Source organism: Streptomyces sp. NPDC008001, from assembly GCF_042958085.1.
GTDB lineage: Bacteria > Actinomycetota > Actinomycetes > Streptomycetales > Streptomycetaceae > Streptomyces.
The window spans coordinates 1-24,761 of the sequence record NZ_JBIBIZ010000017.1 but is presented as its reverse complement, the minus strand read 5'-3'; the positions used below and the strand labels follow the sequence as shown (position 1 = coordinate 24,761).

Genomic DNA, 24,761 nt, shown 5'->3' with positions numbered 1-24,761 from the left:
TGCAACCACCACGTCACCGCCCCATGCGGCAGCCGCCGCCTCATGCACCCACCGCCTCACCGCCCCGTGCAGCAGCCGCCCCGGGCGATGCCTCGTGCGCCCGGCCGACCGTGGCTGACCTGCAGGTCCGGGGCATTGTCAGTGGCGCGGTGCACGATGGGTGGCATGGCGGACGAGAGTGCCGGTGGTGCGGCGGCGGATGCGGGCGGGGCCCTCGCGGGGTTCTCCCCCGCGACCCGTGCCTGGTTCACGGGGGCCTTCAGCGCGCCCACGGCGGCGCAGGCCGGCGCCTGGCGCGCGATCGGTGCGGGGTCGGACGTCCTCGTGGTAGCGCCCACGGGATCCGGCAAGACCCTCGCCGCCTTCCTCGCCTCGCTGGACCGGCTGGCGAGCACCCCGCCGCCCGCCGAGACCAAGAAGCGCTGCCGGGTGCTCTACGTGTCCCCGCTCAAAGCCCTCGCGGTGGACGTGGAGCGCAATCTCCGCAGCCCGCTGACCGGCATCCGGCAGGAGGCCGTCCGGCTCGGTCAGCCCGAGCCGGAGGTGCGCGTCGGGATCCGCTCCGGGGACACCCCGCCGGCCGAGCGCCGGGCGCTCGTGAACCGGCCGCCGGACATCCTCATCACGACGCCCGAGTCGCTGTTCCTGATGCTCACCTCCGCCGCCAGGGACGCCCTCGCGGGCGTGGAGACGGTCATCCTCGACGAGGTCCACGCCGTCGCGGGCACCAAGCGGGGCGCGCACCTCGCCCTGTCCCTGGAGCGGCTCGACGCACTGCTGCCCCGCCCCGCGCGGCGCATCGGCCTCTCCGCGACGGTCCGGCCGGTCGGCGAGGTGGCGCGCTACCTCTCGCCGCAGCGGCGGGTGGAGATCGTCCAGCCGCCGTCCGGCAAGGAGTTCGACCTGTCGGTCGTCGTCCCGGTGCAGGACCTGGGCGAGCTGGGCGGCTCCCCGGTGCAGGACGGCGGTGACGGCAAGGACAGGCCGTCGATCTGGCCCCATGTCGAGGAGCGCATCGCCGATCTCGTCCAGGCGCACCGCTCCACCATCGTCTTCGCCAACTCCCGCCGCCTGGCCGAGCGGCTGTGCAACCGGCTGAACGAGATCGCCTACGAGCGCGCCACGGGCGAGCCCCTGCCCGAGCACCACTCCCCCGCCGAGCTGATGGCCGAGTCCGGCGCGGCCCGGGGGGCGCCGCCGGTCCTGGCCCGCGCACACCACGGCTCGGTCTCCAAGGAGCAGCGCGCCCTGGTCGAGGAGGACCTCAAGGCGGGCCGGCTGCCCGCCGTCGTCGCCACCTCCAGCCTGGAGCTGGGCATCGACATGGGCGCGGTGGACCTGGTCGTCCAGGTCGAGTCGCCGCCCTCGGTCGCCTCCGGGCTGCAGCGGGTGGGCCGCGCGGGCCACCAGGTCGGCGCCGTGTCCACGGGCGTCGTCTTCCCCAAGTACCGGGGAGACCTGGTGCAGGCGGCCGTGGTGACCGAGCGCATGCGGTCGGGGTCCATCGAGTCGCTGCGGGTGCCCGCCAATCCGCTGGACGTCCTGGCCCAGCAGATCGTCGCCATGGTCTCCGTCGACGCGTGGGACGTGGAGGAGCTGCTGGCCCTCGTACGGCGCGCCGCCCCGTTCGCCGCACTGCCCGAGTCGGCCTACACGGCGGTGCTCGACATGCTCGCCGGGCGCTATCCCTCCGACGCCTTCGCGGAGCTGCGGCCGCGCCTGGTGTGGGACCGCGTGGCCGGCACGGTCTCGGGGCGCCCGGGCGCGCAGCGGCTGGCCGTCACGTCCGGCGGCACCATCCCCGACCGCGGCCTGTTCGGCGTCTTCCTGGCCGGCGCCGACTCCAAGGACGGCGCCAAGGGCGGCCGCCGGGTAGGCGAGCTGGACGAGGAGATGGTCTACGAGTCGCGCGTGGGCGACGTCTTCACCCTCGGCACCACCTCGTGGCGGATCGAGGACATCACCCGCGACAGGGTCCTCGTCACCCCCGCCCCGGGCGTCCCCGGGCGGCTGCCCTTCTGGAAGGGCGACCAGCTGGGGCGCCCGCTCGAACTGGGCCGGGCCCTGGGCGCGTTCCTGCGCGAGGTGGGATCCGCCGCACCGGAGGCCGCCCGGGAGCGGCTGACGGCCGCCGGGCTCGACGCCTGGGCCGCGGACAACGTCCTGGCCTACCTGCGCGAGCAGCGCGAGGCCTGCGGGCACGTCCCGGACGACCGGACCATCGTCGTGGAGCGCTTCCGCGACGAGCTGGGCGACTGGCGCGTCGTCGTCCACTCGCCGTTCGGCGCCCAGGTGCACGCCCCGTGGGCGCTCGCCCTGGGCGCCCGGCTCGCCGAGCGGTACGGCATGGACGCCCAGGTGATGCACGCCGACGACGGCATCGTGCTGCGGCTGCCCGACGCCGACCTCATGGGCCTCGACCTGCTCGACGCCGACCCCGCCCGCGGGGGCACGGAGTACGACAGCGAGCAGTCGCCCGTCGGCGCCGCGGACGTCACGTTCGACAAGGGCGAGGTCGACCAGATCGTCACCGACCAGGTGGGCGGCTCCGCCCTGTTCGCCTCGCGCTTCCGCGAGTGCGCCGCCCGTGCCCTGCTGCTGCCACGGCGCAACCCCGGCAAGCGCACCCCGCTGTGGCAGCAGCGCCAGCGCGCCGCCCAGTTGCTGCAGGTGGCGAGCGAGTTCGGCTCGTTCCCGATCGTCCTGGAGGCCGTGCGCGAGTGCCTCCAGGACGTCTTCGACGTCCCCGGCCTCACCGAACTCATGGGCGACATCGAATCCCGCCGTGTCCGCCTGGTGGAGGTCACCACCCCGGAGCCGTCGCCGTTCGCCCGCTCGCTGCTCTTCGGCTACGTCGCCCAGTTCCTGTACGAGGGCGACTCGCCGCTCGCGGAGCGCCGCGCCGCCGCCCTGTCCCTGGACTCGCGGCTGCTGTCCGAGCTCCTGGGCCAGGCCGAGCTGCGCGAGCTCCTCGACGCGGAGGTCCTGGCCGGGCTGGAGCGCGAGCTGCAGTGGCTCACGGACGACCGGCGCGCCAAGGACCCGGAGAGCGTGGCCGACCTGCTGCGGCTGCTCGGCCCGCTGACCGACGCCGGGCTGGCCGCACGGGGCGCCGAGCCGGGCTGGGTGCGGGAGCTGGCGGAGGCCCGCCGCGCCATCCGCGTACGGATCGCCGGGGAGGACCACTGGGCCGCGGTGGAGGACGCGGGAAGGCTGCGCGACGCCCTCGGCACGGCGCTCCCCGTAGGCGTCCCCGAGGCGTTCACCGAGCCCGTCAAGGACCCGCTGGGCGACCTCCTCGCCCGGTTCGCCCGGACCCACGGCCCCTTCACGTCGGCCGAGGCCGCGGCACGCTTCGGCCTCGGCACGGCCGTCACCGACGGCGCGCTCCAGCGCCTCATGGCCGCCGGCCGCGTCGTCCAAGGCGAATTCCACCCCTCGGGGATCGGCCAGGAGTGGTGCGACGCCGCGGTCCTGCGCAGGCTCCGACGCCGCTCCCTCGCGGCGCTGCGGCACGAGCTGGAGCCCGTCCCGCCCACCGCACTGGCCGCGTTCCTCCCCCAGTGGCAGCACGTCGGCACGCACAGCCTGCGCGGCGCCGACGGACTGCTGCGCGCCGTCGAGCAGTTGCAGGGCGCGCCGGTCCCGGCGTCGGCCCTGGAGAAGCTGGTGCTGCCCGGCCGCGTACGGGACTTCACCCCGTCCATGCTCGACGAGCTCACCGCGGCGGGCGAGGTCGTCTGGGCCGGCGCGGGCGCCCTCCCCGGCAAGGACGGCTGGGTCTCGCTGCTGCTAGCCGACGCGGCGCCCCTCCTGCTGCCGGCGCCTCACCCGCTGGAGCTCTCGCCCCTGCACCAGGCCGTCCTCGACGCGCTCTCCGGGGGCTACGGCCTGTTCTTCCGCCAGATCGCCGAGCGGGTCCGCGCCACCGTCCCCGACGGCACGGAGCCGCAGATCGCGGAGGCCGTCTGGGACCTGGCCTGGTCGGGCCGGCTCACCAACGACACCCTCGCCCCGCTCCGCACCCTCCTCGGCTCGGGACGGACGGCGGGCTCGACGGCGCACCGCGCCAAGCGCGCGGTGCCGCGCGGCCGTTACGGCTCTTTTACGGCCCGCGGCGGCGTCCCCACCCTGCCGGCGGCCTCGCGCGGCGGACCGCCCACCGTCGCGGGCCGCTGGTCCCTGCTGCCCGCCCCCGAGCCCGATCCCACCCACCGCGCGCACGCCCTGGCCCGCACGCTCCTCGACCGGCACGGCGTGGTCACCCGGGGAGCCGTGGCCGCCGAAGGCGTCGAGGGCGGTTTCTCCGCCGCGTACCGGGTGCTGTCCGTCTTCGAGGAGAGCGGCCAGGCGCGGCGCGGCTACGTGGTGGAGGGCCTGGGCGCCGCGCAGTTCGCGATGGACGGCGCCGTCGACCGGCTGCGGGCCGCGAGCACGGCGCGCGACCGCTCCGCCGGTGCCCCGGCCGCCGCGCCCGGCGCCCCGTGGGAGGCCCCCGCCGCGTCGTCCGCCGCCCGCCGCAGCCGGGCCGTCGTCCTCGCAGCCGCCGACCCCGCCAACGCCTACGGTGCGGCCCTCCCCTGGCCGGAGCCGCCCGCCGGGGCGACCCACAAGCCGGGGCGCAAGGCGGGCTCCCTGGTCGTCCTCCTCGACGGCGCCCTCGCGCTCTACATGGAGCGCGGCGGCAAGACCTTGCTCGCCTGGCCGCAGCAGGAGGGGGCCGAAGCGGCGGACGCGGACGACGCCGGGCTGCGCGAGGCCGCCGAGGCCCTGGCGAGTGCCGCCCGGGCGGGCGCGCTCGGCACCGTCACCGTCGAGCGCATCAACGGCGCCTCCGCCCTTTCCTCCCCGCTGGGGCCGCTGCTGGAGGCGGCCGGCTTCCACGCCACCCCCAAGGGGCTGCGTCTCCGGGCCCCCTGAGGCACCCGCAGCAGGAAGGACCGCGGCCCGGAATCCCGCAGCCCCGGATGAAGCCCGCGGCCCCGGAGAAAGAACGGAGGAGCACATGCCCGAGGGAGACACCGTCTGGCGCACCGCACGCGAGCTCGACCGCGCCCTGACCGGCGGCCCGCTCGTCCGCTCCGACCTGCGCGTTCCCGCGCTCGCCACCGTGGACCTCACCGGCCGCCGGGTCACCGGAGTCCTCCCGCGGGGCAAGCATCTGCTCACGCGCGTGGAAGGCGGCTTCACCCTCCACTCCCACCTGCGGATGGACGGCGCGTGGCGCGTCTACGCCCCCGGTGAGCGCTGGCGCGGCGGCCCCGGGCACCAGATCCGCGCCGTGCTGGCCACCGCCGACCGGACGGCGGTGGGTTACCGCCTCCCCGTGCTGGAGCTGCTGCGCACCGCCGACGAGCACACCGTGGTCGGCCACCTCGGCCCGGACCTCCTGGGCCCCGGCTGGGACGCCGAGGAGGCGCTGCGCCGGCTGCTGGCCGACCCCGGGCGGCCCGTCGGCGAGGCCCTGCTCGACCAGCGCAACCTGGCCGGCATCGGCAATGTCTACAAGTCGGAGATCTGCTTCATGCTCCGGCTCTCGCCCTGGCTCCCGGTCCGTGACGTCCCGGCGCCCGAGCGGCTGCCGGCCCTCGCCCGGAAGCTCCTGGAGGCCAACAAGGCCCGCGCCGCCCGCATCACCACGGGCGACCCGCGCCACGACCACCGCGTGTGGGTGTACGGCCGCGCGGGCCGGCCCTGCCGCCGCTGCGGGACGCCGCTGCGCACCGCGGACCAGGGGGATCCGGGGCAGGAGCGCGTCACGTACTGGTGCCCTGCCTGTCAGCCGGGCCCGGGCCCCGCCGGGCCCTCGGGCGATTAAGCCGAAAGAGTGAAGCCCCGAGCTTCCGCAGGCAGCCACCCCAGCCCTCCCCGGCCGCGCGTCGCTGCCAGGGAGCACAGTGCACCGGCAGCAGGCTCAGCCCCCATCCGCCCGCGAGGACCAGACCGTCCGCGGTGCCCGGCGGCTCCTGCTGGGTGAGCAGCCGCAGCAGCGCCCACCACCACACTCCGCCGGCTACGAGGGCTGTCACCCGCCGCAGCAGGGCGTACGGCCGGCGGCAGCCCCAGAATTCACGCCGGACCATGGCTGCCTCCTTCGGCCGACGCTAGACCGGCTTTCCCCTGGCACGGGAGAGCGCACCGGAAGCCGGCGGCGGCGCGCTGCGGGCCCGTACGCGCCCTGCGGCGTCCGTGGTCAGCCGCGGTCCTCGCCGCGCAGCCGCGCCAGCTCCTGCTCCAGCTCGCCGATCCTGCGGTCGCGCTGGTGCAGGTCGGTGATCAGCCGCTGCTCCCCCTCGTGCACGCCCTCCTGGTACACGCGGCGCACGAAAGCCCCGGCCGTGGTCTGGTCGAGGTCCGTGAGCACCATCAGCTCGTTCGTGAAGCGGATCACCGGGTGCTCGTCCATGACCCCAGGAGAGCGCGGCCGGGGCGCAGCCGCCACCGGAGAGGGCCCGCACGGCAGGCGGGGGCGCGCCTCAGGCGTTCTCCGCCTGGAACATCCAGTGATGCTTCTCGAGGTCGCCGGTCAGGCCGATCAGAAGATCCTGGGTGACCGGGTCCGGCTCCTCGGTGGCGCGGATGCGCTCGCGCATCCGGGCGATCACGGCACCGAGCGCGGAGACGAGGGTCTGCACGGCCTCGGTGTCCCTGCACCAGCCGCCGCCGACCGGGTCAATGCCGCTGGTCTTCGCGACGGTCTCGGCGCGGCCGTCCGGCGCGATGCCGAGGGCCGAGGCGCGCTCCGCGACGGTGTCGGCGTGCAGCCGGGCGCTCGCCACGACCTCGTCCAGCTGCAGGTGGACGGAGCGGAAACGCGGGCCCACGACCGTCCAGTGCACCTGCTTGGCCACCAGCGAAAGGTCCACCAGGTCGACGAGGGCGCCCTGGAGGGCATCTCCGACCGTCTGGCGGTCGTGCTCGGGCAGCGAGCTCTTGACGACAGACATCCAGATCCTCCCTATCTCAACGGGTTGGAACCGCCATCTCGCGGTTCAGCCCGTTCGCTCCGTGTTGTTCGTCTTTTTATCCGCCTTCCCATCACCCCGCCATCGCACACCATCACAAAACGGATGGCTTCCGGATACGCGAAATCCCGGTCGGACACCCGACCGGGACTTCGTGAAAACGCCTCAGGCCGCGACGACGTCCACGGCCTCGGCGGGAGCCTTGATCGTCACACGCTCCCCCGTCACGGACGTCACGGACACCGCATTGAACATCGGCCGCATCGGCGCGGGTACCGGCTCGCTCGCCGCTGCCGACTGCGCCAGCTCGGCGAGCGACAATTCATCGCTGACCTCGCGCATGACCTCGGACATCCGTACGTCCAGAGCGTCGCAGATTGCGGAGAGAAGCTCGGAGGACGCCTCTTTCTGCCCCCGCTCGACCTCGGAGAGGTAACCGAGCGAGACCCGGGCGGATGAGGAGACCTCGCGCAGAGTGCGGCCCTGGCGCTGGCGCTGCCGACGCAGCACGTCACCCAGCAGGCGACGGAGCAGAATCATCGGTGGCTCCCTCCTTGGACCGCGAATCCGGATCCTTCACGCCCCACCGTACCGCCTCGGGCTCCGGCCGTGCGGGGAGCTATGTCGTGTTCACTCAGGGCTGCAAACATCCATTCCCCCCGTTGTGTTCCGTATCCTTTGCGCCCACGTTTTCCGTCAGTTCGTTCAGCAGCAGTTCCAGCACCGACCGGACGCTTTCCGACCGGATCCGCGAGCGGTCCCCGTCGAGCGACAGCTCCCGCACCCGCGTACGGCCGTCCGGCCCCGCGGCGGCCACGAAGACCGTCCCCACGGGCTTGCCGTCCTGGGTCTCGGGGCCGGCGACACCGGTCGTGGCGAGCCCCCAGTCGGCGCCCAGCAGCGCACGCACGCCGCAGGCCATCTGCCGGGCCACGTCGCCGTCGACGGCGCCGCGCCCGTCGAGCAGGTCCTCGTCGACGCCGAGCACCGCGGCCTTGACCTCCGTGGCGTAGGCGGTGACCGAACCGCGCACCGAGCGGGAGGCGCCCGGCGCCGCGGTCAGCTCGGCCGCGACCAGGCCCCCGGTGAGCGACTCGGCGGCGGCCACGGTCTCACCGCGCTCCACCAGGGCGGCCAGCAGCGCCGAGGCCACCGGGGCGCACGCGTCGCTCGCCGCACTCATCGTCCCGCGTCCCCCGCGGCCCGTCCGGCCCGCCGCAGGACGACGGCCTGGCGCACGTAGTCGAGCCCCGTGGCCACCGTCAGCACCACCGCCACCGCCATCACCCAGAAGCGGGCCGTTGCCAGCAGCCCCGTCAGCGCGAGGATGTACATGCCCACGGCGACCCCCTGGGCGAGGGTCTTCATCTTGCCGCCGCGGCTGGCCGGGATGACACCGTGTCTGATCACCCAGAACCGCATCAGGGTGATGCCGATCTCGCGGAAGAGGATCACGCCGGTGACCCACCAGGGCAGGTCGTCCAGCGCCGACAGGCAGATCAGCGCCGCACCCATGATCGCCTTGTCGGCGATCGGGTCGGCGATCTTGCCGAAGTCCGTGACCAGGTTGTACGTCCGGGCCAGATGGCCGTCGAACAGATCGGTGATCATCGCGACGGCGAAGGCCGCCCAGGCGAAGGAGCGCCAGGCCGGGTCGTAGCCGCCGTTGTGGAGCATCAGCAGGACGAACCCGGGCACGAGCAGCAGCCGCACCATGGTGAGGATATTGGCGATGTTCCACAGCCCGGCCGGCCGTACGGCTGCCGCCGGGGCATGGCCTCCGGTGGCGGAGGCCGGGACTCCGGTCATCTGCCCGCCTCCTCGGTACACCCTCCGTCGCCGAGCGGTTCGGCGATCAGGTCGACGCCCTCGCTCGCCACGACCTTGGCCGTGACCATGCGGCCGGGGACGAGGTCCGGGCCGGTGCCGAGCAGGACCTGCCCGTCGGTCTCGGGCGCCTGGTGGGCGGCCCGGCCGACGACGCCGTCCTCCTCGTCCACGCGGTCGACCATCACCTCAATGGTCTCTCCGATCCGCTCCTCGGCGCGCTGCGCGGTCAGCTCCTCGGCGAGGCGGGAGATGCGCGCGAGGCGCTCGGCGACGATCTCGGGGTCGACCTTGTTCTCGTACGTGGCCGCTTCGGTGCCGTCCTCGTCGGAGTAGCCGAAGACGCCGATGGCGTCCAGGCGGGCCCCGGTCAGGAAACGTTCCAGCTCAGCGACGTCGTCCTCGGTCTCGCCGGGGAAGCCGACGATGAAGTTGGAGCGGGCGCCGGCCTGGGGGGCCTTGGCGCGGATCGCCTCGAGCAGCTCCAGGAAGCGGTCGGTGTCGCCGAAGCGGCGCATGGCGCGCAGCACCCCGGGGGCGGAGTGCTGGAAGGACAGGTCGAAGTAGGGCGCGATCTTCTCGGTGGAGGTCAGCACGTCGATGAGGCCCGGGCGCATCTCCGCGGGCTGCAGGTAGCTGACCCGGATGCGCTCCACGCCGTCGACGGCCGCCAGCTCGGGCAGCAGCGTCTCCAGCAGGCGGATGTCGCCGAGGTCCTTGCCGTAGGAGGTGTTGTTCTCGGAGACCAGCATGATCTCCTTGACGCCCTGCTCCGCGAGCCAGCGCGTCTCGCCGAGCACGTCGGAGGGGCGGCGGGAGATGAAGGAGCCGCGGAAGGACGGGATGGCGCAGAAGGAGCAGCGCCGGTCGCAGCCGGAGGCGAGCTTCACGGACGCGACGGGGCTGGACTCCAGCCGGCGGCGCAGCGGCGCGCGCGGCCCGGAGGCCGGGGCGACGCCCTCGGGCAGGTCGGCGGGCGGGGTGTCCTGGGCGTGGCCCGGCAGGGCGACGTCCGCTCTCTGCCGCTCCGCGGGGCTGATCGGCAGCAGCTTGCGGCGGTCGCGCGGGGTGTGGGAGGCGTGGACGCCGCCCGAGAGGATGGTCTGGAGCCGGTCGGAGATGTCGGCGTAGTCGTCGAAGCCGAGCACGCCGTCGGCCTCGGGCAGGGCCTCGGCGAGCTCCTTGCCGTACCGCTCGGCCATGCAGCCGACGGCGACCACGGCCTGGGTCCGGCCGTGATCCTTGAGGTCGTTGGCCTCCAGCAGGGCGTCGACGGAGTCCTTCTTCGCGGCCTCGACGAAGCCACAGGTGTTGACGACGGCCACATCGGCGTCGGCGGCGTCCTCCACGAGGTCCCAGCCATCCGCCGCCAAGCGGCCTGCCAGCTCCTCCGAGTCCACCTCGTTACGGGCGCAGCCAAGTGTGACAAGAGCGACGGTACGGCGTTCGGGCATAGGGCTCAGCCTACTTTGTCCCGGAGCCTCATCCGCTGCCGAGTGTCCCGGCGGCACCGGAACGGCACGAGAGAACGGTCACCCGGCGGGGTGTCCCACTGCCACCGCCGGCCGCCCTCCGGTGCAGGTCAGCCCGCCACGGGGTCGCCCTTGGTGTAGCTGAGGCGCTGGACCTGGCCGTTGTCGCCGACGTTCTTGACCTCCTTGCCGTTCACGAACAGCCGAACGGCTCCGGCGTTGCCCAGGACGAGATCGATCCTGCTGGGGTCGGTGAAGGTCTTGGCATCGCCCTGCCTGAGGACGCCCTCCTCCAGCAGCCGGCCGTTGTGGTCCTTGGCGGACATCCAGGTCTGGCCGTTCTCGGCGGCGAGCTTGACCGTGACCTTGTTGGCGGGGACGCCGGCGATGGCGCCGGAGGGCTCGCGCTTGGGGTCGGCCGGCTTGCCCGACGGCAGCTTCCTGCTCGGCGAGGCGGGCGGCTTGGCCGAGGGCGAGTCGGCGGCGACGGAACCGTTGGACGTCTGGGCGCCGCCGTTGAAGAGCGTGAAGCCGACGAAGCCGACGACGGCCACGATCGCGGCGACCATCGCCGCCGTCCAGTTGGGCCGGCGGGGCTCGGGGCGGATGCGCTCGGCGTCGAAGAGCGGGGCCGCGGGGGTCGGCGCGGGGCGCCCGCCGCGCTCGGCGTCGTAGCGCGCGACCAGCTCGGCCGGATCCACGCCGACGGTGGCCGCCAGCGTGCGGATGTGCCCACGTGCGTAGACGTCCCCGCCGCAGCGGGAGAAGTCGTCCTGCTCGATCGCGTGCAGGATCGGGATGCGTACTCGGGTGGTGGAACTGACCTCGTCGACGGTCAGTCCGGCGCTGATACGGGCCTGCTGGAGGATCCGGCCGATCGACGGCCGGTCGTCTGCGGGGGTGTTCCCGCCGTCTGCGGAGGAGTTGCCGATGGACACGTGGGCGCCTTTCGAGCGTGTAGCCACCTGCTGGGAGTTCAGTCTAGGGGGGATGCGAAAGCCGCGGGCAAGCCGGAAGCCGGACTTTGTACGCCATCAGATGATTCTGCGGCGCCGACGGTGGGACATCGGATCGCCCCCCTTTCTCAACTCGACACGCCGCCGAGAGAAACGGTTGGGCAGGAAACTGCGACCCCGTCAGGCCTCGTCAGGCCCCGCCGTCCCCGCGGATCACCGCGAGCACCGCATCCAGCTCATCGGGCTTGACGAGGACGTCGCGGGCTTTGGAGCCCTCGCTCGGGCCCACGATGCCCCGCGACTCCATCAGGTCCATGAGTCTGCCCGCCTTCGCGAATCCCACACGCAATTTGCGCTGCAGCATCGAGGTCGACCCGAACTGGGTGGAGACGACCAGCTCCGCGGCCTGGCACAGCAGGTCGAGGTCGTCGCCGATGTCCTCGTCGATCTCCTTCTTCTTGGCCGTGCCCACCGTGACGTCGTCCCGGAAGACCGGCGCCATCTGGTCCTTGCAGTGCTGCACGACGGCCGCGACCTCGGCCTCCGTGACGAAGGCGCCCTGCATCCGGACGGGCTTGCCCGCGCCCATGGGCAGGAAGAGGCCGTCGCCCTTGCCGATCAGCTTCTCGGCGCCCGGCTGGTCGAGAATGACGCGGCTGTCGGCCAGCGAGGAGGTGGCGAAGGCGAGCCGGGACGGCACGTTCGCCTTGATCAGACCGGTGACCACGTCGACCGACGGACGCTGGGTGGCCAGGACGAGGTGGATGCCGGCGGCGCGCGCGAGCTGGGTGATGCGCACGATCGAGTCCTCGACGTCCCGCGGGGCGACCATCATCAGGTCCGCCAGCTCGTCGACAATGACCAGCAGATAGGGGTACGGGGCGAGCTCGCGTCCGCTGCCCTCCGGAGGAGTGATCTTGCCCGCCCGCACGGCCGCGTTGAAGTCGTCGATGTGCCGGAAGCCGAAGGCCGCCAGGTCGTCGTAGCGCAGGTCCATCTCGCGGACGACCCACTGCAGGGCCTCGGCCGCGCGCTTGGGGTTGGTGATGATCGGGGTGATGAGGTGCGGGATGCCCTCGTAGGCGGTCAGCTCCACGCGCTTGGGGTCGACGAGCACCATGCGGACGTCGTCGGGCGTGGCCCGCACCATCAGCGACGTGATGAGGCAGTTGATGCAGGAGGACTTGCCGGAGCCCGTGGCACCGGCGACGAGGATGTGCGGCATCTTCGTCAGGTTGGCCATCACGTAGCCGCCCTCGACGTCCTTGCCGAGCGCGACGAGCATCGGGTGGTCGTCGCCCGCGGCGTCCGCCAGGCGGAGCACGTCCCCGAGGTTGACCATCTCCCGGTCGGTGTTCGGGATCTCGATGCCCACGGCGGACTTGCCGGGGATCGGGGAGATGATGCGCACGTCCGGGCTGGCGACGGCGTAGGCGATGTTCTTGGCGAGGGCCGTGATGCGCTCGACCTTGACGGCCGGGCCCAGCTCCACCTCGTAGCGCGTGACCGTCGGGCCGCGGGTGAAGCCGGTGACGGCGGCGTCGACCTTGAACTCGGTGAAGACGTTGGTCAGCGCCGCCACTATGGCGTCGTTGGCGGCGCTGCGCGCCTTGCCCGGGCCGCCCCGCTCCAGCAGGTCGAGCGTGGGCAGCGCGTAGGTGATGTCGCCCGAGAGCTGGAGCTGCTCCGCGCGCGCGGGCAGGCCGGAGCCCGCCTCGGCGGCGGGCGCGGGCTTGGTGAGGTCCGGAACGCCCTTGGTGAGGTCCGGGACGCCCTTCGTCCGGTCGGCGGCGCCCCTGGTGCGGTCCGGCGCGGAGCCCGCCTCCCGGGCGCCGCCCCGTGCGCCCGGCACGGGGCCCGGCTGCCCGGTCTCGTGACCGATGCCGCTGCTGAGGCCGGCGACGAGCGGGGTGGGCGGCACGCCGTGCAGCACGGCCCCGTCGAGCGCGGCGGCGGCCGCGGCCGCCATGTCGACCGCGTCGGGCTCGCGCCCGGACGGGGGCTCCACGGGCTGCCCGGCCGGCCGGCGCGCCTTGCGCCGCTTGCTGAGCGCCTCCTCCTCGGCCTGGTCCGGCCCGGGGGCGTCGCCTGCGGCTCGTCGCGCGGCAGCGCGGCGGGGGCGCGCGGGCGGCGCCTCGCGCCAGTCGTCGGCGTAGTCCGCCGCGTAGCCGTCGGCGTCCTCCGCCTCGTACTCGCCCGGGAGGGGCTCGATCACGCCGAGACGTATGCCGAGCTGCCGCAGACGGCGCGGGATGGCGTTGACCGGAGTGGCCGTGACGACCAGCAGGCCGAAGACCGTGAGCAGCACCAGCAGCGGCACGGCGAGGACCTCGCCGACCGTGAAGACCAGGGGCTTGGACGCGGCCCAGCCGATCAGCCCGCCCGCGTCCTGCAGGGCCTGCGAGCCGTCGCCGCGGCCCGGGGAGCCGCAGGCCACGTGGACCTGCCCGAGGACGCCGACGACCAGCGCGGACAGGCCGATGACGATCCGCCCGTTGGCCTCGGGACGCTCGGGGTGGCGGAAGAGCCGGATCGCGATGATGCCGAGCAGTATCGGCACCACGAGGTCGAGCCGCCCGAACGCGCCGGTGACCAGCATGGTCACCAGATCGCCGACGGGGCCCTCCAGGCTGGACCAGGTGCCCGCGGCCACGATGAGGGCGAGGCCCAGCAGGAGCAGCGCGAGGCCGTCCTTGCGGTGGGCCGGATCGAGGCCCCGCGCACCTCGGCCGACGCCGCGGAACAGCGCGCCCACGCCGTGCGCCACGCCCCGCCCCACGCGGCGGATGCCGCCGGGCGGAGCGGGCGCACGCTGGGGAGCCCGCTTGGCCGCGGCCTTCTTGGCGGGCGGCTTGCGGGGCGGCGCCTTCTTCGCGGGGGCCCGGCCGGCGGGCCTGGGCTGGGAATTCTTGGCCGCGCTCCCCGAGCGCCCGGCACGCTGCTTCGAGGTGCCCGCCGCGCTCTGGGAACCCTTGCCGGACGTACGTGAGGCCATGGTGCCGAGATTACCGTTGCCGGGCGCGAGGGACACCCGCGCCCCGGCGTTCACCCGTTCGTGTCGTGGCCCCGTGTTTTCAAGGGTGACGCGGCGTCAAGACCGGGCGCCGAAGGGACCGCTGTGCCCGGGGCGGCGTCAGCTGGAAGCGGGCAGCGGGCTCGCGCCGCTGCCGGCCCCGGGCTCCAGGGCGTCCAGCGCCCGCCGCAGCCCCGTGAGTTTGCGCTCGAGGTGGGCGGCGGTGGCGACGGCCGCGGCATCGGCGGACTCGTCGAGCTGCTTGGTCAGCGCCTCGGCCTGCTCCTCGACGGCGGCGAGCCGGGCCGACAGCTCCGCGAGCAGCCCCGCCGGCTCCTGGGCCGCAGCCGCGCCCGTACGCCCCGGCTGGCCGTTCTCCAGCTGCAGCCGCAGCAGGGCGGCCTGCTCGCGCAGCTGGCAGTTCTTCATGTACAGCTCGACGAAGACCGAGACCTTGGCGCGCAGCACCCACGGGTCGAAGGGCTTGGAGATGTAGTCCACCGCACCCGCCGCGTAACCGCGGAAGGTGTGGTGCGGGCCGTGGTTGATGGCGGTCAGGAAGATGATCGGGATGTCCCGCGTCCGCTCCCGCCGCTTGATGTGCGCCGCGGTCTCGAAACCGTCCATGCCAGGCATCTGGACGTCCAGCAGGATCACCGCGAAATCGTCCGTCAGCAGCGCCTTGAGCGCTTCCTCCCCTGACGATGCCCGTACCAGTGTCTGATCGAGCGCTGAGAGGATCGCCTCCAGCGCCAGCAGATTTTCCGGCCGGTCATCGACCAGGAGGATCTTGGCCTTCTGCACCATGGCCCGTCCTCCTCGCCCCGGCAGTGCACCGGGCGCCGCCCCAGGGGACGACTCCCTTGCGCCGCCCGTCCTTGTGCCGGTCATGGTAGCCGCACCCCGCCGGTCGCCACACCCTGTCACCGCGATGTCACTGTGCACGTAGCAGAAACGTAGTGGGGGACCAGAAGGTTCCCCGGATTGCCGGTCCCCACACGTCCTCGCGCACACTCCGTCAGCAGCGTGCCGGGCGGCCCGTACGAGCCGCCCGGCCCTCCGTCACTCGGCGCGCATCCATTGCTCCATCACCGTGAGCAGATGGTCGGTGTCGACCGGCTTGGTGACGTAGTCGGACGCCCCCGCGTCGAGGCTCTTCTCCCGGTCGCCCTTCATCGCCTTGGCGGTCAGCGCGATGATGGGCAGGCCCGCGAACTGCGGCATCCTGCGGATGGCCGCCGTCGTGGCATAGCCGTCCATCTCCGGCATCATGATGTCCATCAGGACCACCACGACGTCGTCGTGCTGCTCCAGGACCTCGATCCCCTCGCGCCCGTTCTCCGCGTAGAGCACCGACAGCCCGTGCTGCTCCAGGACGCTCGTGAGGGCGAACACATTGCGGATGTCGTCGTCGACGATCAGCACCTTCTCGCCGTGGAAGCCCCCGCCGAACCCGGAGCCGAAGCCCTTGGCCGTCGGTTGCTCTGCGTCACCGTAGGGCTCCGTTGGCCATGACTCGCCGCCCTGCGGGGCCGCCGGGGCCCGGTCCGCCGGAGCGGCCGGGGCGGGCCACTGCGCGGCCGCCTGTGCGGCCCGCTGGCGCCGCAGGAGCAGCCCGGCCGCCCCGCGCGCGGTCGCCTCCGGGCCGGCGCCCGGCAGGCCCGCCTCCACCGCCGAGACGTCCTCGGACCCGCCCGCGAGCTCGGCACCGCCCGGCTCGGGCCGGGTGCCCGGTGCGAGCTGCGGATAGCCCTGGGGCGGCAGCTCCCCCGCGTTGAGCGGGAGGTAGAGGGTGAAGGTGGAGCCGCGGCCGGGCTCGCTCGCGGCGTGGATCTCGCCACCGAGGAGCCGGGCGATCTCCCGGCTGATCGACAGCCCCAGGCCCGTGCCGCCGTACTTGCGGCTGGTCGTCCCGTCGGCCTGCTTGAACGCCTCGAAGATGACCCGCATCTTGCTTGCCGCGATGCCGATGCCGGTGTCGGTGACCGAGAAGGCGATCACCTCGCCGTCCGGGTCGCGCAGCGAACCGGCCTCCAGGAGCTGCTCGCGGATGGTGTCCGGGACGTCCCCGCCGGCGGGCCGGATGACCAGCTCCACCGCGCCGGTGTCCGTGAACTTGACCGCGTTCGACAGGAGGTTGCGCAGCACCTGCAGCAGCCGCTGCTCGTCGGTGTGCAGCGTGGCCGGCAGCTCGGGCGAGACCCGTACGGAGAAGTCCAGGCCCTTCTCCGCCGTCAGCGGCCGGAACGTGGCCTCCACATAGTCCACGAGCTGGACGAGCGCGATGCGGGTCGGGCTCACGTCCATCTTGCCCGCCTCGACCTTCGACAGGTCCAGGATGTCGTTGATCAGCTGCAGCAGGTCCGAGCCCGCCCCGTGGATGGTCTCGGCGAACTCCACCTGCTTCGGCGAGAGGTTGCCGTCCGCGTTGTCGGCGAGCAGCTTCGCGAGGATGAGCAGCGAGTTGAGCGGGGTGCGCAGCTCGTGCGACATGTTGGCGAGGAACTCGGACTTGTAGCGCATGGAGACGGCGAGCTGCTCGGCGCGCTCCTCCAGCACCTGCCGGGCCTCCTCGATCTCGGTGTTCTTCACCTCGATGTCGCGGTTCTGCCGGGCCAGCCGCTCGGACTTCTCCTCCAGCTCGGCGTTGGAGATCTCCAGCGCCTTCTGCCGGTTCTCCAGCTCCGCCGACCGCTCGCGCAGCTGCTCCGTCAGCTCCTGGGACTGCTTGAGCAGCATCTCCGTCTTGGTGTTGACGCTGATCGTGTTGACGCTCGTGCCGATCATCTCGGCGATCTGGTTGAGGAAGTCCTTCTGGATCTGGGCGAACGGCTGGAACGAGGCCAGCTCGATCACTCCCAGCACCTGGCCCTCGAAGAGCACCGGCAGCACGATGACGTGGGCCGGCGGCGCCTCGCCCAGACCGGAGGCGATCTTCAGGTAGCCCGGCGGCACGTTCTCCACCAAGATCGTGCGCTTCTCCTTGGCGGCCGTGCCGATGAGCGTCTCGCCCGGCCGGAAGGAGGTGGGCATGGAGCCCATCGAGTAGCCGTACGAGCCGAGCATCCGCAGCTCGTACGCGTCCTCGTCGTCCTCCGCGCCCTGCCCGCCCGGCGATCCCGTCGGCATCGCCAGGAAGAACGCGCCGTGCTGGGCGGAGACCACCGGCGTCAGCTCGCTCATGATCAGCCCGGCGACGTCGTCCAGGTCCCGGCGGCCCTGCAGGAGGCCGGAGATCCGGGCGACGTTGCCCTTGAGCCAGTCCTGCTCCTTGTTGGCCAGGGTGGTCTCGCGGAGGTTGGCGATCATCGTGTTGATGTTGTCCTGGAGCTCCAGGATCTCGCCGGCCGCATCCACGTCGATCTTGAGGTTGAGGTCGCCGCGGGTCACCGCGGTCGCGACCTCGGCGATGGCCCGCACCTGACGGGTCAGGTTCCCGGCCATCTCGTTGACCGACTCGGTCAGGTCGCGCCACGTGCCGTCCACGTCGCGCACCCGCGCCTGGCCGCCCAGCTGGCCCTCGGTGCCCACTTCGCGGGCCACCCGCGTCACCTGCTCGGCGAACGACGACAGCTGGTCGACCATCGTGTTGATGGTCGTCTTGAGCTGGAGGATCTCACCGCGCGCATCGATGTCGATCTTCTTGGTGAGATCGCCCTGCGCGATGGCCGTGGTGACCATCGCGATGTTGCGGACCTGGCCGGTCAGGTTGGAGGCCATGGCGTTCACGGACTCCGTGAGGTCCTTCCACGTGCCGCTCACGCCCGGCACGCGGGCCTGCCCGCCCAGGATGCCGTCCGTGCCCACCTCGCGGGCCACGCGCGTGACCTCGTCCGCGAAGGACGACAGCGTCGTCACCATGGTGTTGACCGTGTCGGCCAGCTGCGCGACCTCGCCGCGCGCCTCGACCGTCACCTTCTTGGTCAGGTCGCCGTTGGCGACCGCCGCCGCGACCTGCGAGATGTTCCGCACCTGGCTGGTGAGGTTGTTGGCCATCAGGTTGACGTTGTCGCTGAGGTCCTTCCAGATGCCGGTGACGTCCCGCACCCGCGCCTGACCGCCCAGCTGGCCCTCGGTGCCCACCTCCCGGGCCACCCGCGTCACCTGCTCGGCGAAGTCCGAGAGCTGGTCCACCATCGTGTTGACGGTGGTGACCAGTTCGAGGATCTCGCCCTTCGCGTCGACGGTGATCTTCTTCGACAGGTCGCCCTTGGCGACCGCCGTGGTCACCTCGGCGATGTTGCGCACCTGCGACGTCAGGTTGTTGGCCATGAAGTTGACCGACTGGGTGAGGTCCTTCCAGGTGCCGGACACCCCCTGGACCTCGGCCTGGCCGCCCAGGATGCCCTCGGTGCCGACCTCCCGCGCCACCCGCGTGACCTGCTCGGCGAACGACGACAGCTGGTCCACCATCGTGTTGAGGGTGTTCTTCAGCTCCAGGATCTCGCCCCGGGCGTCCACGTCGATCTTCTGCGACAGATCACCACGCGCGACGGCCGTCGCGACCTGCGCGATGTTGCGGACCTGCGCCGTCAGATTGCCCGCCATGCCGTTGACGGAGTCCGTGAGGTCCCGCCACACGCCGGCCACGCCGGGCACCTGCGCCTGACCGCCCAGCCGGCCGTCCGTACCCACCTCGCGGGCCACCCGCGTCACCTGCTCCGCGAAGGCGGAGAGCTGGTCGACCATCGTGTTGATGGTGTTCTTCAGCTCCAGGATCTCGCCGCGCGCGTCCACGTCGATCTTCTGGGAGAGGTCGCCGCGCGCCACGGCCGTGGTGACCTGGGCGATCTGCCGCACCTGCGAGGTGAGGTTCCCCGCCATGAAGTTGACCGAGTCGGTCAGCTCCTTCCAGGTGCCGCTGACCCCGTCCACCCGGGCCTGACCGCCCAGCCGGCCCTCCGTGCCCACGTCCCGCGCCATGCGCGTCACCTGGTCGGCGAACGACGACAGCTGGTCGACCATGGTGTTCACGGTGTTCTTCAGCTGCAGCATCTCGCCGGAGACGTCGACCGTCACCTTCTGCGAGAGGTCGCCGTTGGCCACCGCCGTGGTCACCTGGGCGATGTTGCGGACCTGCCCCGTGAGGTTGCGGAAGGCGGTGTTCACGGAATCCGTGAGGTCCTTCCACGTACCCGCCGCACCGGGCACCGCGGCCTGCCCGCCGAGCTCGCCCTCGACACCGATCTCCCGCGCCACGCGCGTCACTTCGGCACCGAAGGCGGAGAGCTGGTCGACCATCGTGTTGACCGTGTTCTTGAGCTCCAGCATCTCGCCGGAGACGTCCACGGTCACCTTCTGACCCAGGTCGCCGTTGGCCACGGCGGTCGTCACCTGGGCAATGTCCCGCACCTGCGTCGTGACGTTGCGGAACGCCGTGTTCACCGAATCGGTGAGGTCCTTCCACGTACCCGCCGCGCCCGGCACCTGCGCCTGACCGCCCAGCCGGCCCTCGGCACCGACCTCGCTGGCCACCCGCGTCACCTCGTCGGCGAACGTGCGCAGCGTCTCCGTCATCTGGTTGATCGTCTCGGCCAGCTGGGCGATCTCGCCCCGCGCGCTGACCGTCACCTTCTGCGACAGGTCGCCGTTGGCCACCGCCGTGGTGACCTGCGCGATGCCCCGCACCTGCGCGGTCAGATTGCCCGCCATGAGGTTGACGGAGTCGGTCAGGTCCTTCCAGACGCCCGCCACACCTGGCACCTGCGCCTGACCGCCCAGCTCGCCCTCCGTACCGACCTCGCGCGCGACGCGCGTGACCTCGGAGGCGAAGGACGACAGCTGGTCCACCATCGTGTTGACGGTGTTCTTCAGCTCCAGCATCTCCCCGGCCACGTGCACCGTGACCTTCCGGGAGAGATCGCCCTTGGCGACCGCCGTCGTCACGAGAGCGATGTCACGCACCTGAGCGGTGAGCCGCGACGCCATCGTGTTGACGGAATCCGTGAGATCCTTCCACGAACCCGACATACCGCGCACCCGGGCCTGCCCACCGAGCTTGCCCTCGGTGCCGACCTCGCTCGCCACCCGCGTCACCTCGTCGGTGAACGCCGACAGCTGGTCCACGAGACCGTTGACCGTACGCCCTACCTTGAGGAACTCGCCCCGCAGCGGGTGCGCCGCACCGTCCGCCCCCTGCGAGCGCAGGTCCATCCGCTGCTCCAGGTCGCCCTCGGCCACCGCCGACAGCACCCGGCCCACCTCGGACACCGGCCGCACCAGGTCGTCCACCAGCGCGTTCGATGCGTCGATCGCAGCCGCCCAGGCGCCCTCGCAGGCCCCCACCTCCAGCCGCTCCGTGAGCTTCCCCTCACGGCCCACGACCCGGCGGACCCTCGCCAGCTCGCCCGTCAGCTGCAGGTTCCGGTCCGCGACCTCGTTGAAGACCGCGGCGATCTCGGCCATCACCCCGTCGCCGGAGACCGTCAGCCGCTTCCGGAAGTTGCCGTCGCGCATGGCGGACAGGGCCGTCAGCAGCCTGGTCAAGGCCGCCGTGTCCACTTCCGTCGTCCCATTGGCCCGGGACCGTCCGCCCTTCGCGCGCGTGCTCACGCCCCGCGCCTCCGCGCCAGACTCCACCGTGTCCCTCCCGCAGGGTCGATCATCCTCGTCGGGCTTCCACTTCAATCTTTCCCAGTGTTTCACCCCGGCCCGGCCAGGCCATAACAGTTCGGCAGCATCGCACACGGTCCGCGGGCACTCCGAAGGTGGAATCAGCTCGCACCGGCCTCCGCCCGTGCGGTGAAGGTAAGTAACCTGGCATCCGGCCAGGGCAATGGAGGGGCGCTGCGACATGGGTGAGCAGATCGCCGAGACCTACACGACGAGGAGACCTGTGATCACCGCGCGGGCTGCCGCCACCTTCGAGCCGGTCGGACGCTCGGTCGCCTCCGCCCGCGCCTTCGTCCGGGACACCCTCCAGGGCTGGGGCCACCCCGACATCATCGACGACGCCGTCGTCCTGACCAGCGAGCTCGTCACCAACGCCGTCGTCCACGCCGGCACCGCCGCCGACGTCCTGTGCATGCGCACCGACACCGGCGTCCGCGTCGAGGTCGCCGACCGCTATCCCGAGCGCGAGGTGCCCCTCCAGAGCTCCGCCCGCCGCATCGGCGGCGTCGACCGCGAGGGCGGCCGCGGCCTGCTGCTGTGCGCCGCCCTGGCCACCCGCTGGGGCGTCGAGTACACCCCCACCCACAAGCAGGTCTGGTTCCAGCTCGACCTGCCCGACCGCCCCGCGGGCACCCGCTCCGCGGGCCCCGCCCTGCCCACCGAGGCCCTCCCCCTGGCCGACCCGCGCGTCCGCGTCGCCGTCGTCCAGCTCGACCGCACCGGCTCCATCACCGCCTGGAACGACGACGCGGACTCCCTCTTCGGCTTCAGCGCCGACCAGGTCGTCGGCAAGCCGCTCACCGACTTCGCCGCCTGGCCGCACACCCCCGGCACCTCCACCGGCATCGCCGAGGCCCTGCGCCTGTCCCGCTGGGAGGGCTCCTACGGCATAAGGGGCGCCGACGGCCGCATCACGCCCGTCTACGCCTCCCACCTCCGCGTCCGCGACAACGAGGGCGCCCCCTCCACCGTCTGCCTGCTGGTGCGCGAGGAGGAGCGCGCCGTCCTGCAGAGCCTGCAGCGCTCCCCCGCCCCCGACAGCAGCACCACCGACCGGGCCACCGCCGACCCTTTCGAGGTCTTCATCGGCTCCCCCGCCCCCGACGACCTCGACGGCCTCCTGCAGCGCACCGTCGAACGCGCGCGCGACATGCTCGACGGTGACGCCGCCTACCTCCTGCTGGCCACCGACGACGAGACCGAGCTGGAGGTACGGGCCTCCACCGGCCTGCCGTCCGCCCGCCAGCGCTTCGCCCGCGTCCCCGTCGAGGCCGGCACCGGCCGCTACGGCTCCGCCCGCATGCCCGCCGTCCACGAGGACCTCGCCGTCATCCCCGGTGCCGTGCCCCTCCTCGCCGACACCGGCATGCGCTCCGTCGTCACCGTCCCCCTCAAGGTCGAGGGCCGCCTCACGGGCTCCCTGGGCGTCGCCGCCGAGGCCCCCGGCCGCTACAGCAACGAAGAGGCCCTCCGCCTCCAGTTCGCCGCCGACCGCATCGCCCTGGCCGTCGAGCGCGCCCGCCTCAACGAGCTCGAACGCCTGCGCCGCGGCTCCCTGTCCTTCCTCGTCGAGGCCTCCGACCTCCTCGCCGGCACCCTCGACCGCGACCAGACCCTCGCCCTCATGGCCCAGATGACGGTGCCCACCCTGGCCACCTGGTGCGCCGTCTACACCGTCGCCGACCCGGCCTCCGAGCCCGAGCTCTCCTACGTCCTGCACGAGGACGAGGACCGCATCGACGGCCTCAAGACCCTCCTCGGCAAGCTCGCCCCGCCGGACCCGGTCCCCACCCCCGGCGCCCGCATCTGGGCCGCCCCCTCGGAGGCCGCCCACGCCTCGGCCCTGCGCGGCTCCCTGCGCGCCCTCGGCCTCGCCGACTCCACCGACCACCCGGCCGCCGCCCCCGGCACCTCCCTCGCCACCGCGGCCGCCGTCGGCGGCGAAACGGTCGTCCTGCCACTCGTGGCCCGCAACCGCGTCATCGGCATGCTCACCCTCGGCAAGCCCACCGACGACCACTTCCGCCAGGAGATCCTCGAACTCGCCGAGGACCTCTCGCGCCGGGCGGCCCTCGCCCTCGACAACGCCCGCCTCTACAGCGAGCGCACCGCCATCAGCCAGTCCCTCCAGCGCAGCCTCCTCCCGCCGGAGCTGCTGCACGTCCCCGGCGTCGAGGTCGACGTCATCTACCGCGCCGCGGGCGAGGGCAACGAGGTCGGCGGCGACTTCTACGACCTCTTCCCGATCCGCGACGGCGCCTACGGCTTCGCCATCGGCGACGTCTGCGGCACGGGCCCGGAGGCCGCCGCGGTCACCGGTCTCGCCCGGCACGCCCTGCGCCTGCTCGCCCGCGAGGGCTACGGCGGCCCCGCCGTCCTGGAGCGCCTCAACGCCGCCATCCTCGACGAGGGCGCCCGCAGCCGCTTCCTGACGCTGCTGTACGGCGAGCTGTGGCCGCAGGAGGACGGCAGCGCGGTCCTCAAGGTCGTCTGTGCCGGGCACCCGCTCCCGCTGCGGCTGCGCCAGGACGGCACGGTGGAGTCCGCGGCCGACCCTCAGCCGCTGCTGGGCGTCATGGAGGACCTGGAGCTGTACGAGCAGACCGTCACCCTCGACCCGGGCGACGTGCTGCTGTGCGTCACGGACGGCGTCACCGAGCGCCGCGAGGGCTCCCGCATGCTCGGCGACGACGGCCTCACCGATCTGCTGACGACGTGTACGGGGCTGACGGCCGGTGCTGTGGCCGCACGGGTGCTGCGGGCGGTCGAGCGCTTCGCCGCCGAACCCGCCTCGGACGACATGGCGATCCTGGCGATGCGCGTGCCGGAGCTGCCGTGAGGGCCCGCGGGTGAATACGAAGAAGGCCCCCGCCAATTGGCGGGGGCCTTCTTTTATGGAGCCCCAAAACGGAATCGAACCGTTGACCTTCTCCTTACCATGGAGACGCTCTGCCGACTGAGCTATTGGGGCCGGCAACGAGATAAAGCATACCCCATGTTCGTACGCCCTTTTGACCATGCGGGCGGCCGGCGGGGAGCTTCTGTTCAGGCGGCTTCCGGCACCAGCCCGCCGAGCGCATTGCAGACGGCCACGATGCGGTGGAGTTCCCGCGGGGTGAGTGCCGCGTCCACGGGCAGGGCCAGGCACTGTTCGGCGGCCCGCTCGGTTTCGGCGAGCCACAACCCCCGCCGGTAGGCGGGCAGTCGGTGGACGGGGGTCTGTACGGGGATGCGGCAGCACACGCCGCGGGCCCGCAGCGCCCGCGCGAAGGCGTCCCGGTCCGGCCGGCCGTTGCCGGGGATGCGGACGACGTACGCGCGGTAGCTGTGCTCGATGCCGGGGCCCGTGGCGGGTGTCACGACGCCCTTGAGCCGGGCGTTGAGGTACGCGGCGTTCGCCTGCCTCCTCCGGGCGTTCTCGTCGTGGGGGGCCAGGGGCTCGTACTCGACGACGATCAGCCCGCGCCGTGCGGCGACGGCCCGCAGGCCGGCCAGGTCGGCGCGGCGGCCGAAGAGGTGAACGAGCATCACTGCGGCGGTGCGGAGCGTGAGGGCTGCCGCGACGGAGGCCGGGTCGAGGCAGAGGCTGTCCGGATCGATGTCCGCGAACACGGGTACGGCGCCGGCCCGGCGGACGGCCTCGGCGGCGTCCGCCGTGGCGTACGACGGCACGACGACCTCGTCACCTGCACCGATGCCGGCTGCCGCGAGCGTTTCCACAGTCCCCATGAGGGGAGGGTTTCCGCGGGACGTGAACGGGGCGCAAATAAAAAAGCTCCGGTAGCTGAACAGAAGTCCAGCTACCGGAGCTTTTCTAAAATTTGTTCGGCGGCGTCCTACTCTCCCACACGGTCCCCCATGCAGTACCATCGGCGCTGAAAGGCTTAGCTTCCGGGTTCGGAATGTAACCGGGCGT

At 72.7% G+C, this 24,761-nt stretch carries 14 protein-coding genes, 1 tRNA gene and 1 rRNA gene; 3 read left to right on the top strand and 13 right to left on the bottom strand.

Features of this window, described 5'->3' with window-relative positions:
* Positions 1–165: 165 nt before the first annotated feature.
* Positions 166–4,920, top strand: a complete 4,755-nt coding sequence (locus ACFZCD_RS32485) for an ATP-dependent helicase (RefSeq protein ID WP_391836653.1) — start codon at positions 166–168, stop codon at positions 4,918–4,920.
* Positions 4,921–5,005: 85 nt separating this feature from the next.
* Positions 5,006–5,818, top strand: a complete 813-nt coding sequence (locus ACFZCD_RS32480; protein ID WP_391836652.1) for a DNA-formamidopyrimidine glycosylase family protein — start codon at positions 5,006–5,008, stop codon at positions 5,816–5,818.
* A 375-nt stretch (positions 5,819–6,193) separates the two neighbouring features.
* Here the strand turns inward: ACFZCD_RS32480 and ACFZCD_RS32475 are convergent, their stop codons facing one another.
* From ACFZCD_RS32475 to ACFZCD_RS32430, 10 genes are all read right to left on the bottom strand, one after another.
* The gene (locus ACFZCD_RS32475) at positions 6,194–6,406 is read right to left on the bottom strand and encodes a hypothetical protein (protein ID WP_391836651.1); all 213 of its coding nucleotides are present in this window, start codon (positions 6,404–6,406) and stop codon (positions 6,194–6,196) included.
* 70 nt (positions 6,407–6,476) lie between these two features.
* On the bottom strand, positions 6,477–6,947 hold the full coding sequence (locus ACFZCD_RS32470; protein WP_391836650.1) for a Dps family protein: 471 nt from the start codon (positions 6,945–6,947) through the stop codon (positions 6,477–6,479).
* Between the two features lie 183 nt (positions 6,948–7,130).
* Positions 7,131–7,505, bottom strand: a complete 375-nt coding sequence (locus ACFZCD_RS32465) for a helix-turn-helix domain-containing protein (protein ID WP_391836649.1) — start codon at positions 7,503–7,505, stop codon at positions 7,131–7,133.
* Between the two features lie 94 nt (positions 7,506–7,599).
* Entirely contained in the window at positions 7,600–8,148 is a 549-nt protein-coding gene (locus ACFZCD_RS32460) for a CinA family protein (RefSeq protein WP_391836648.1), read from the bottom strand.
* Positions 8,145–8,774: a CDP-diacylglycerol--glycerol-3-phosphate 3-phosphatidyltransferase gene (gene pgsA / locus ACFZCD_RS32455; protein ID WP_391836647.1), complete on the bottom strand. Its 630-nt coding sequence runs from the start codon at positions 8,772–8,774 to the stop codon at positions 8,145–8,147. The genes ACFZCD_RS32460 and pgsA overlap by 4 nt, the downstream gene beginning before the upstream one ends.
* On the bottom strand, positions 8,771–10,246 hold the full coding sequence (gene rimO / locus ACFZCD_RS32450) for a 30S ribosomal protein S12 methylthiotransferase RimO (RefSeq protein ID WP_391836646.1): 1,476 nt from the start codon (positions 10,244–10,246) through the stop codon (positions 8,771–8,773). Before rimO ends, pgsA begins: the two co-directional genes overlap by 4 nt.
* A 128-nt stretch (positions 10,247–10,374) precedes the next feature.
* The gene (locus ACFZCD_RS32445; protein ID WP_391836645.1) at positions 10,375–11,202 is read right to left on the bottom strand and encodes a helix-turn-helix domain-containing protein; all 828 of its coding nucleotides are present in this window, start codon (positions 11,200–11,202) and stop codon (positions 10,375–10,377) included.
* 208 nt (positions 11,203–11,410) lie between these two features.
* Complete coding sequence (locus ACFZCD_RS32440; RefSeq protein WP_391836644.1) at positions 11,411–14,215, bottom strand: DNA translocase FtsK; 2,805 nt, start codon at positions 14,213–14,215, stop codon at positions 11,411–11,413.
* A gap of 138 nt (positions 14,216–14,353) precedes the next feature.
* On the bottom strand, positions 14,354–15,040 hold the full coding sequence (locus ACFZCD_RS32435) for a two-component system response regulator (protein ID WP_391836643.1): 687 nt from the start codon (positions 15,038–15,040) through the stop codon (positions 14,354–14,356).
* Between the two features lie 255 nt (positions 15,041–15,295).
* Positions 15,296–20,812: a HAMP domain-containing protein gene (locus tag ACFZCD_RS32430; RefSeq protein ID WP_391836642.1), complete on the bottom strand. Its 5,517-nt coding sequence runs from the start codon at positions 20,810–20,812 to the stop codon at positions 15,296–15,298.
* A gap of 214 nt (positions 20,813–21,026) precedes the next feature.
* Here ACFZCD_RS32430 and ACFZCD_RS32425 point away from each other — a divergent pair, with 214 nt between their 5' ends.
* Positions 21,027–23,684: a SpoIIE family protein phosphatase gene (locus ACFZCD_RS32425; RefSeq protein WP_391836641.1), complete on the top strand. Its 2,658-nt coding sequence runs from the start codon at positions 21,027–21,029 to the stop codon at positions 23,682–23,684.
* A gap of 56 nt (positions 23,685–23,740) precedes the next feature.
* On the opposite strand, the gene ACFZCD_RS32420 is transcribed toward ACFZCD_RS32425, so the two are convergent.
* From ACFZCD_RS32420 to rrf, 3 genes are all read right to left on the bottom strand, one after another.
* Positions 23,741–23,816 (bottom strand) — tRNA-Thr (locus tag ACFZCD_RS32420).
* A gap of 74 nt (positions 23,817–23,890) precedes the next feature.
* The gene (locus ACFZCD_RS32415) at positions 23,891–24,574 is read right to left on the bottom strand and encodes a DegT/DnrJ/EryC1/StrS family aminotransferase (protein ID WP_391836640.1); all 684 of its coding nucleotides are present in this window, start codon (positions 24,572–24,574) and stop codon (positions 23,891–23,893) included.
* 94 nt (positions 24,575–24,668) lie between these two features.
* Positions 24,669–24,761, bottom strand: a 5S ribosomal RNA gene (gene rrf, locus ACFZCD_RS32410); the annotation flags it as partial.

Excerpts from the sequence above, each read along its gene's own strand:
- ACFZCD_RS32465 (WP_391836649.1), bottom strand. The coding sequence starts at position 7,505 with ATGATTCTGCTCCGTCGCCTGCTGGGTGACGTGCTGCGTCGGCAGCGC.
- ACFZCD_RS32480 (WP_391836652.1), top strand. The coding sequence starts at position 5,006 with ATGCCCGAGGGAGACACCGTCTGGCGCACCGCACGCGAGCTCGACCGC.
- ACFZCD_RS32475 (WP_391836651.1), bottom strand. The coding sequence starts at position 6,406 with ATGGACGAGCACCCGGTGATCCGCTTCACGAACGAGCTGATGGTGCTC.
- ACFZCD_RS32470 (WP_391836650.1), bottom strand. The coding sequence starts at position 6,947 with ATGTCTGTCGTCAAGAGCTCGCTGCCCGAGCACGACCGCCAGACGGTC.
- ACFZCD_RS32440 (WP_391836644.1), bottom strand. The coding sequence starts at position 14,215 with ATGGCCTCACGTACGTCCGGCAAGGGTTCCCAGAGCGCGGCGGGCACC.
- ACFZCD_RS32425 (WP_391836641.1), top strand. The coding sequence starts at position 21,027 with ATGGGTGAGCAGATCGCCGAGACCTACACGACGAGGAGACCTGTGATC.
- ACFZCD_RS32485 (WP_391836653.1), top strand. The coding sequence starts at position 166 with ATGGCGGACGAGAGTGCCGGTGGTGCGGCGGCGGATGCGGGCGGGGCC.
- ACFZCD_RS32435 (WP_391836643.1), bottom strand. The coding sequence starts at position 15,040 with ATGGTGCAGAAGGCCAAGATCCTCCTGGTCGATGACCGGCCGGAAAAT.
- ACFZCD_RS32460 (WP_391836648.1), bottom strand. The coding sequence starts at position 8,148 with ATGAGTGCGGCGAGCGACGCGTGCGCCCCGGTGGCCTCGGCGCTGCTG.
- pgsA (WP_391836647.1), bottom strand. The coding sequence starts at position 8,774 with ATGACCGGAGTCCCGGCCTCCGCCACCGGAGGCCATGCCCCGGCGGCA.
- ACFZCD_RS32415 (WP_391836640.1), bottom strand. The coding sequence starts at position 24,574 with ATGGGGACTGTGGAAACGCTCGCGGCAGCCGGCATCGGTGCAGGTGAC.
- rimO (WP_391836646.1), bottom strand. The coding sequence starts at position 10,246 with ATGCCCGAACGCCGTACCGTCGCTCTTGTCACACTTGGCTGCGCCCGT.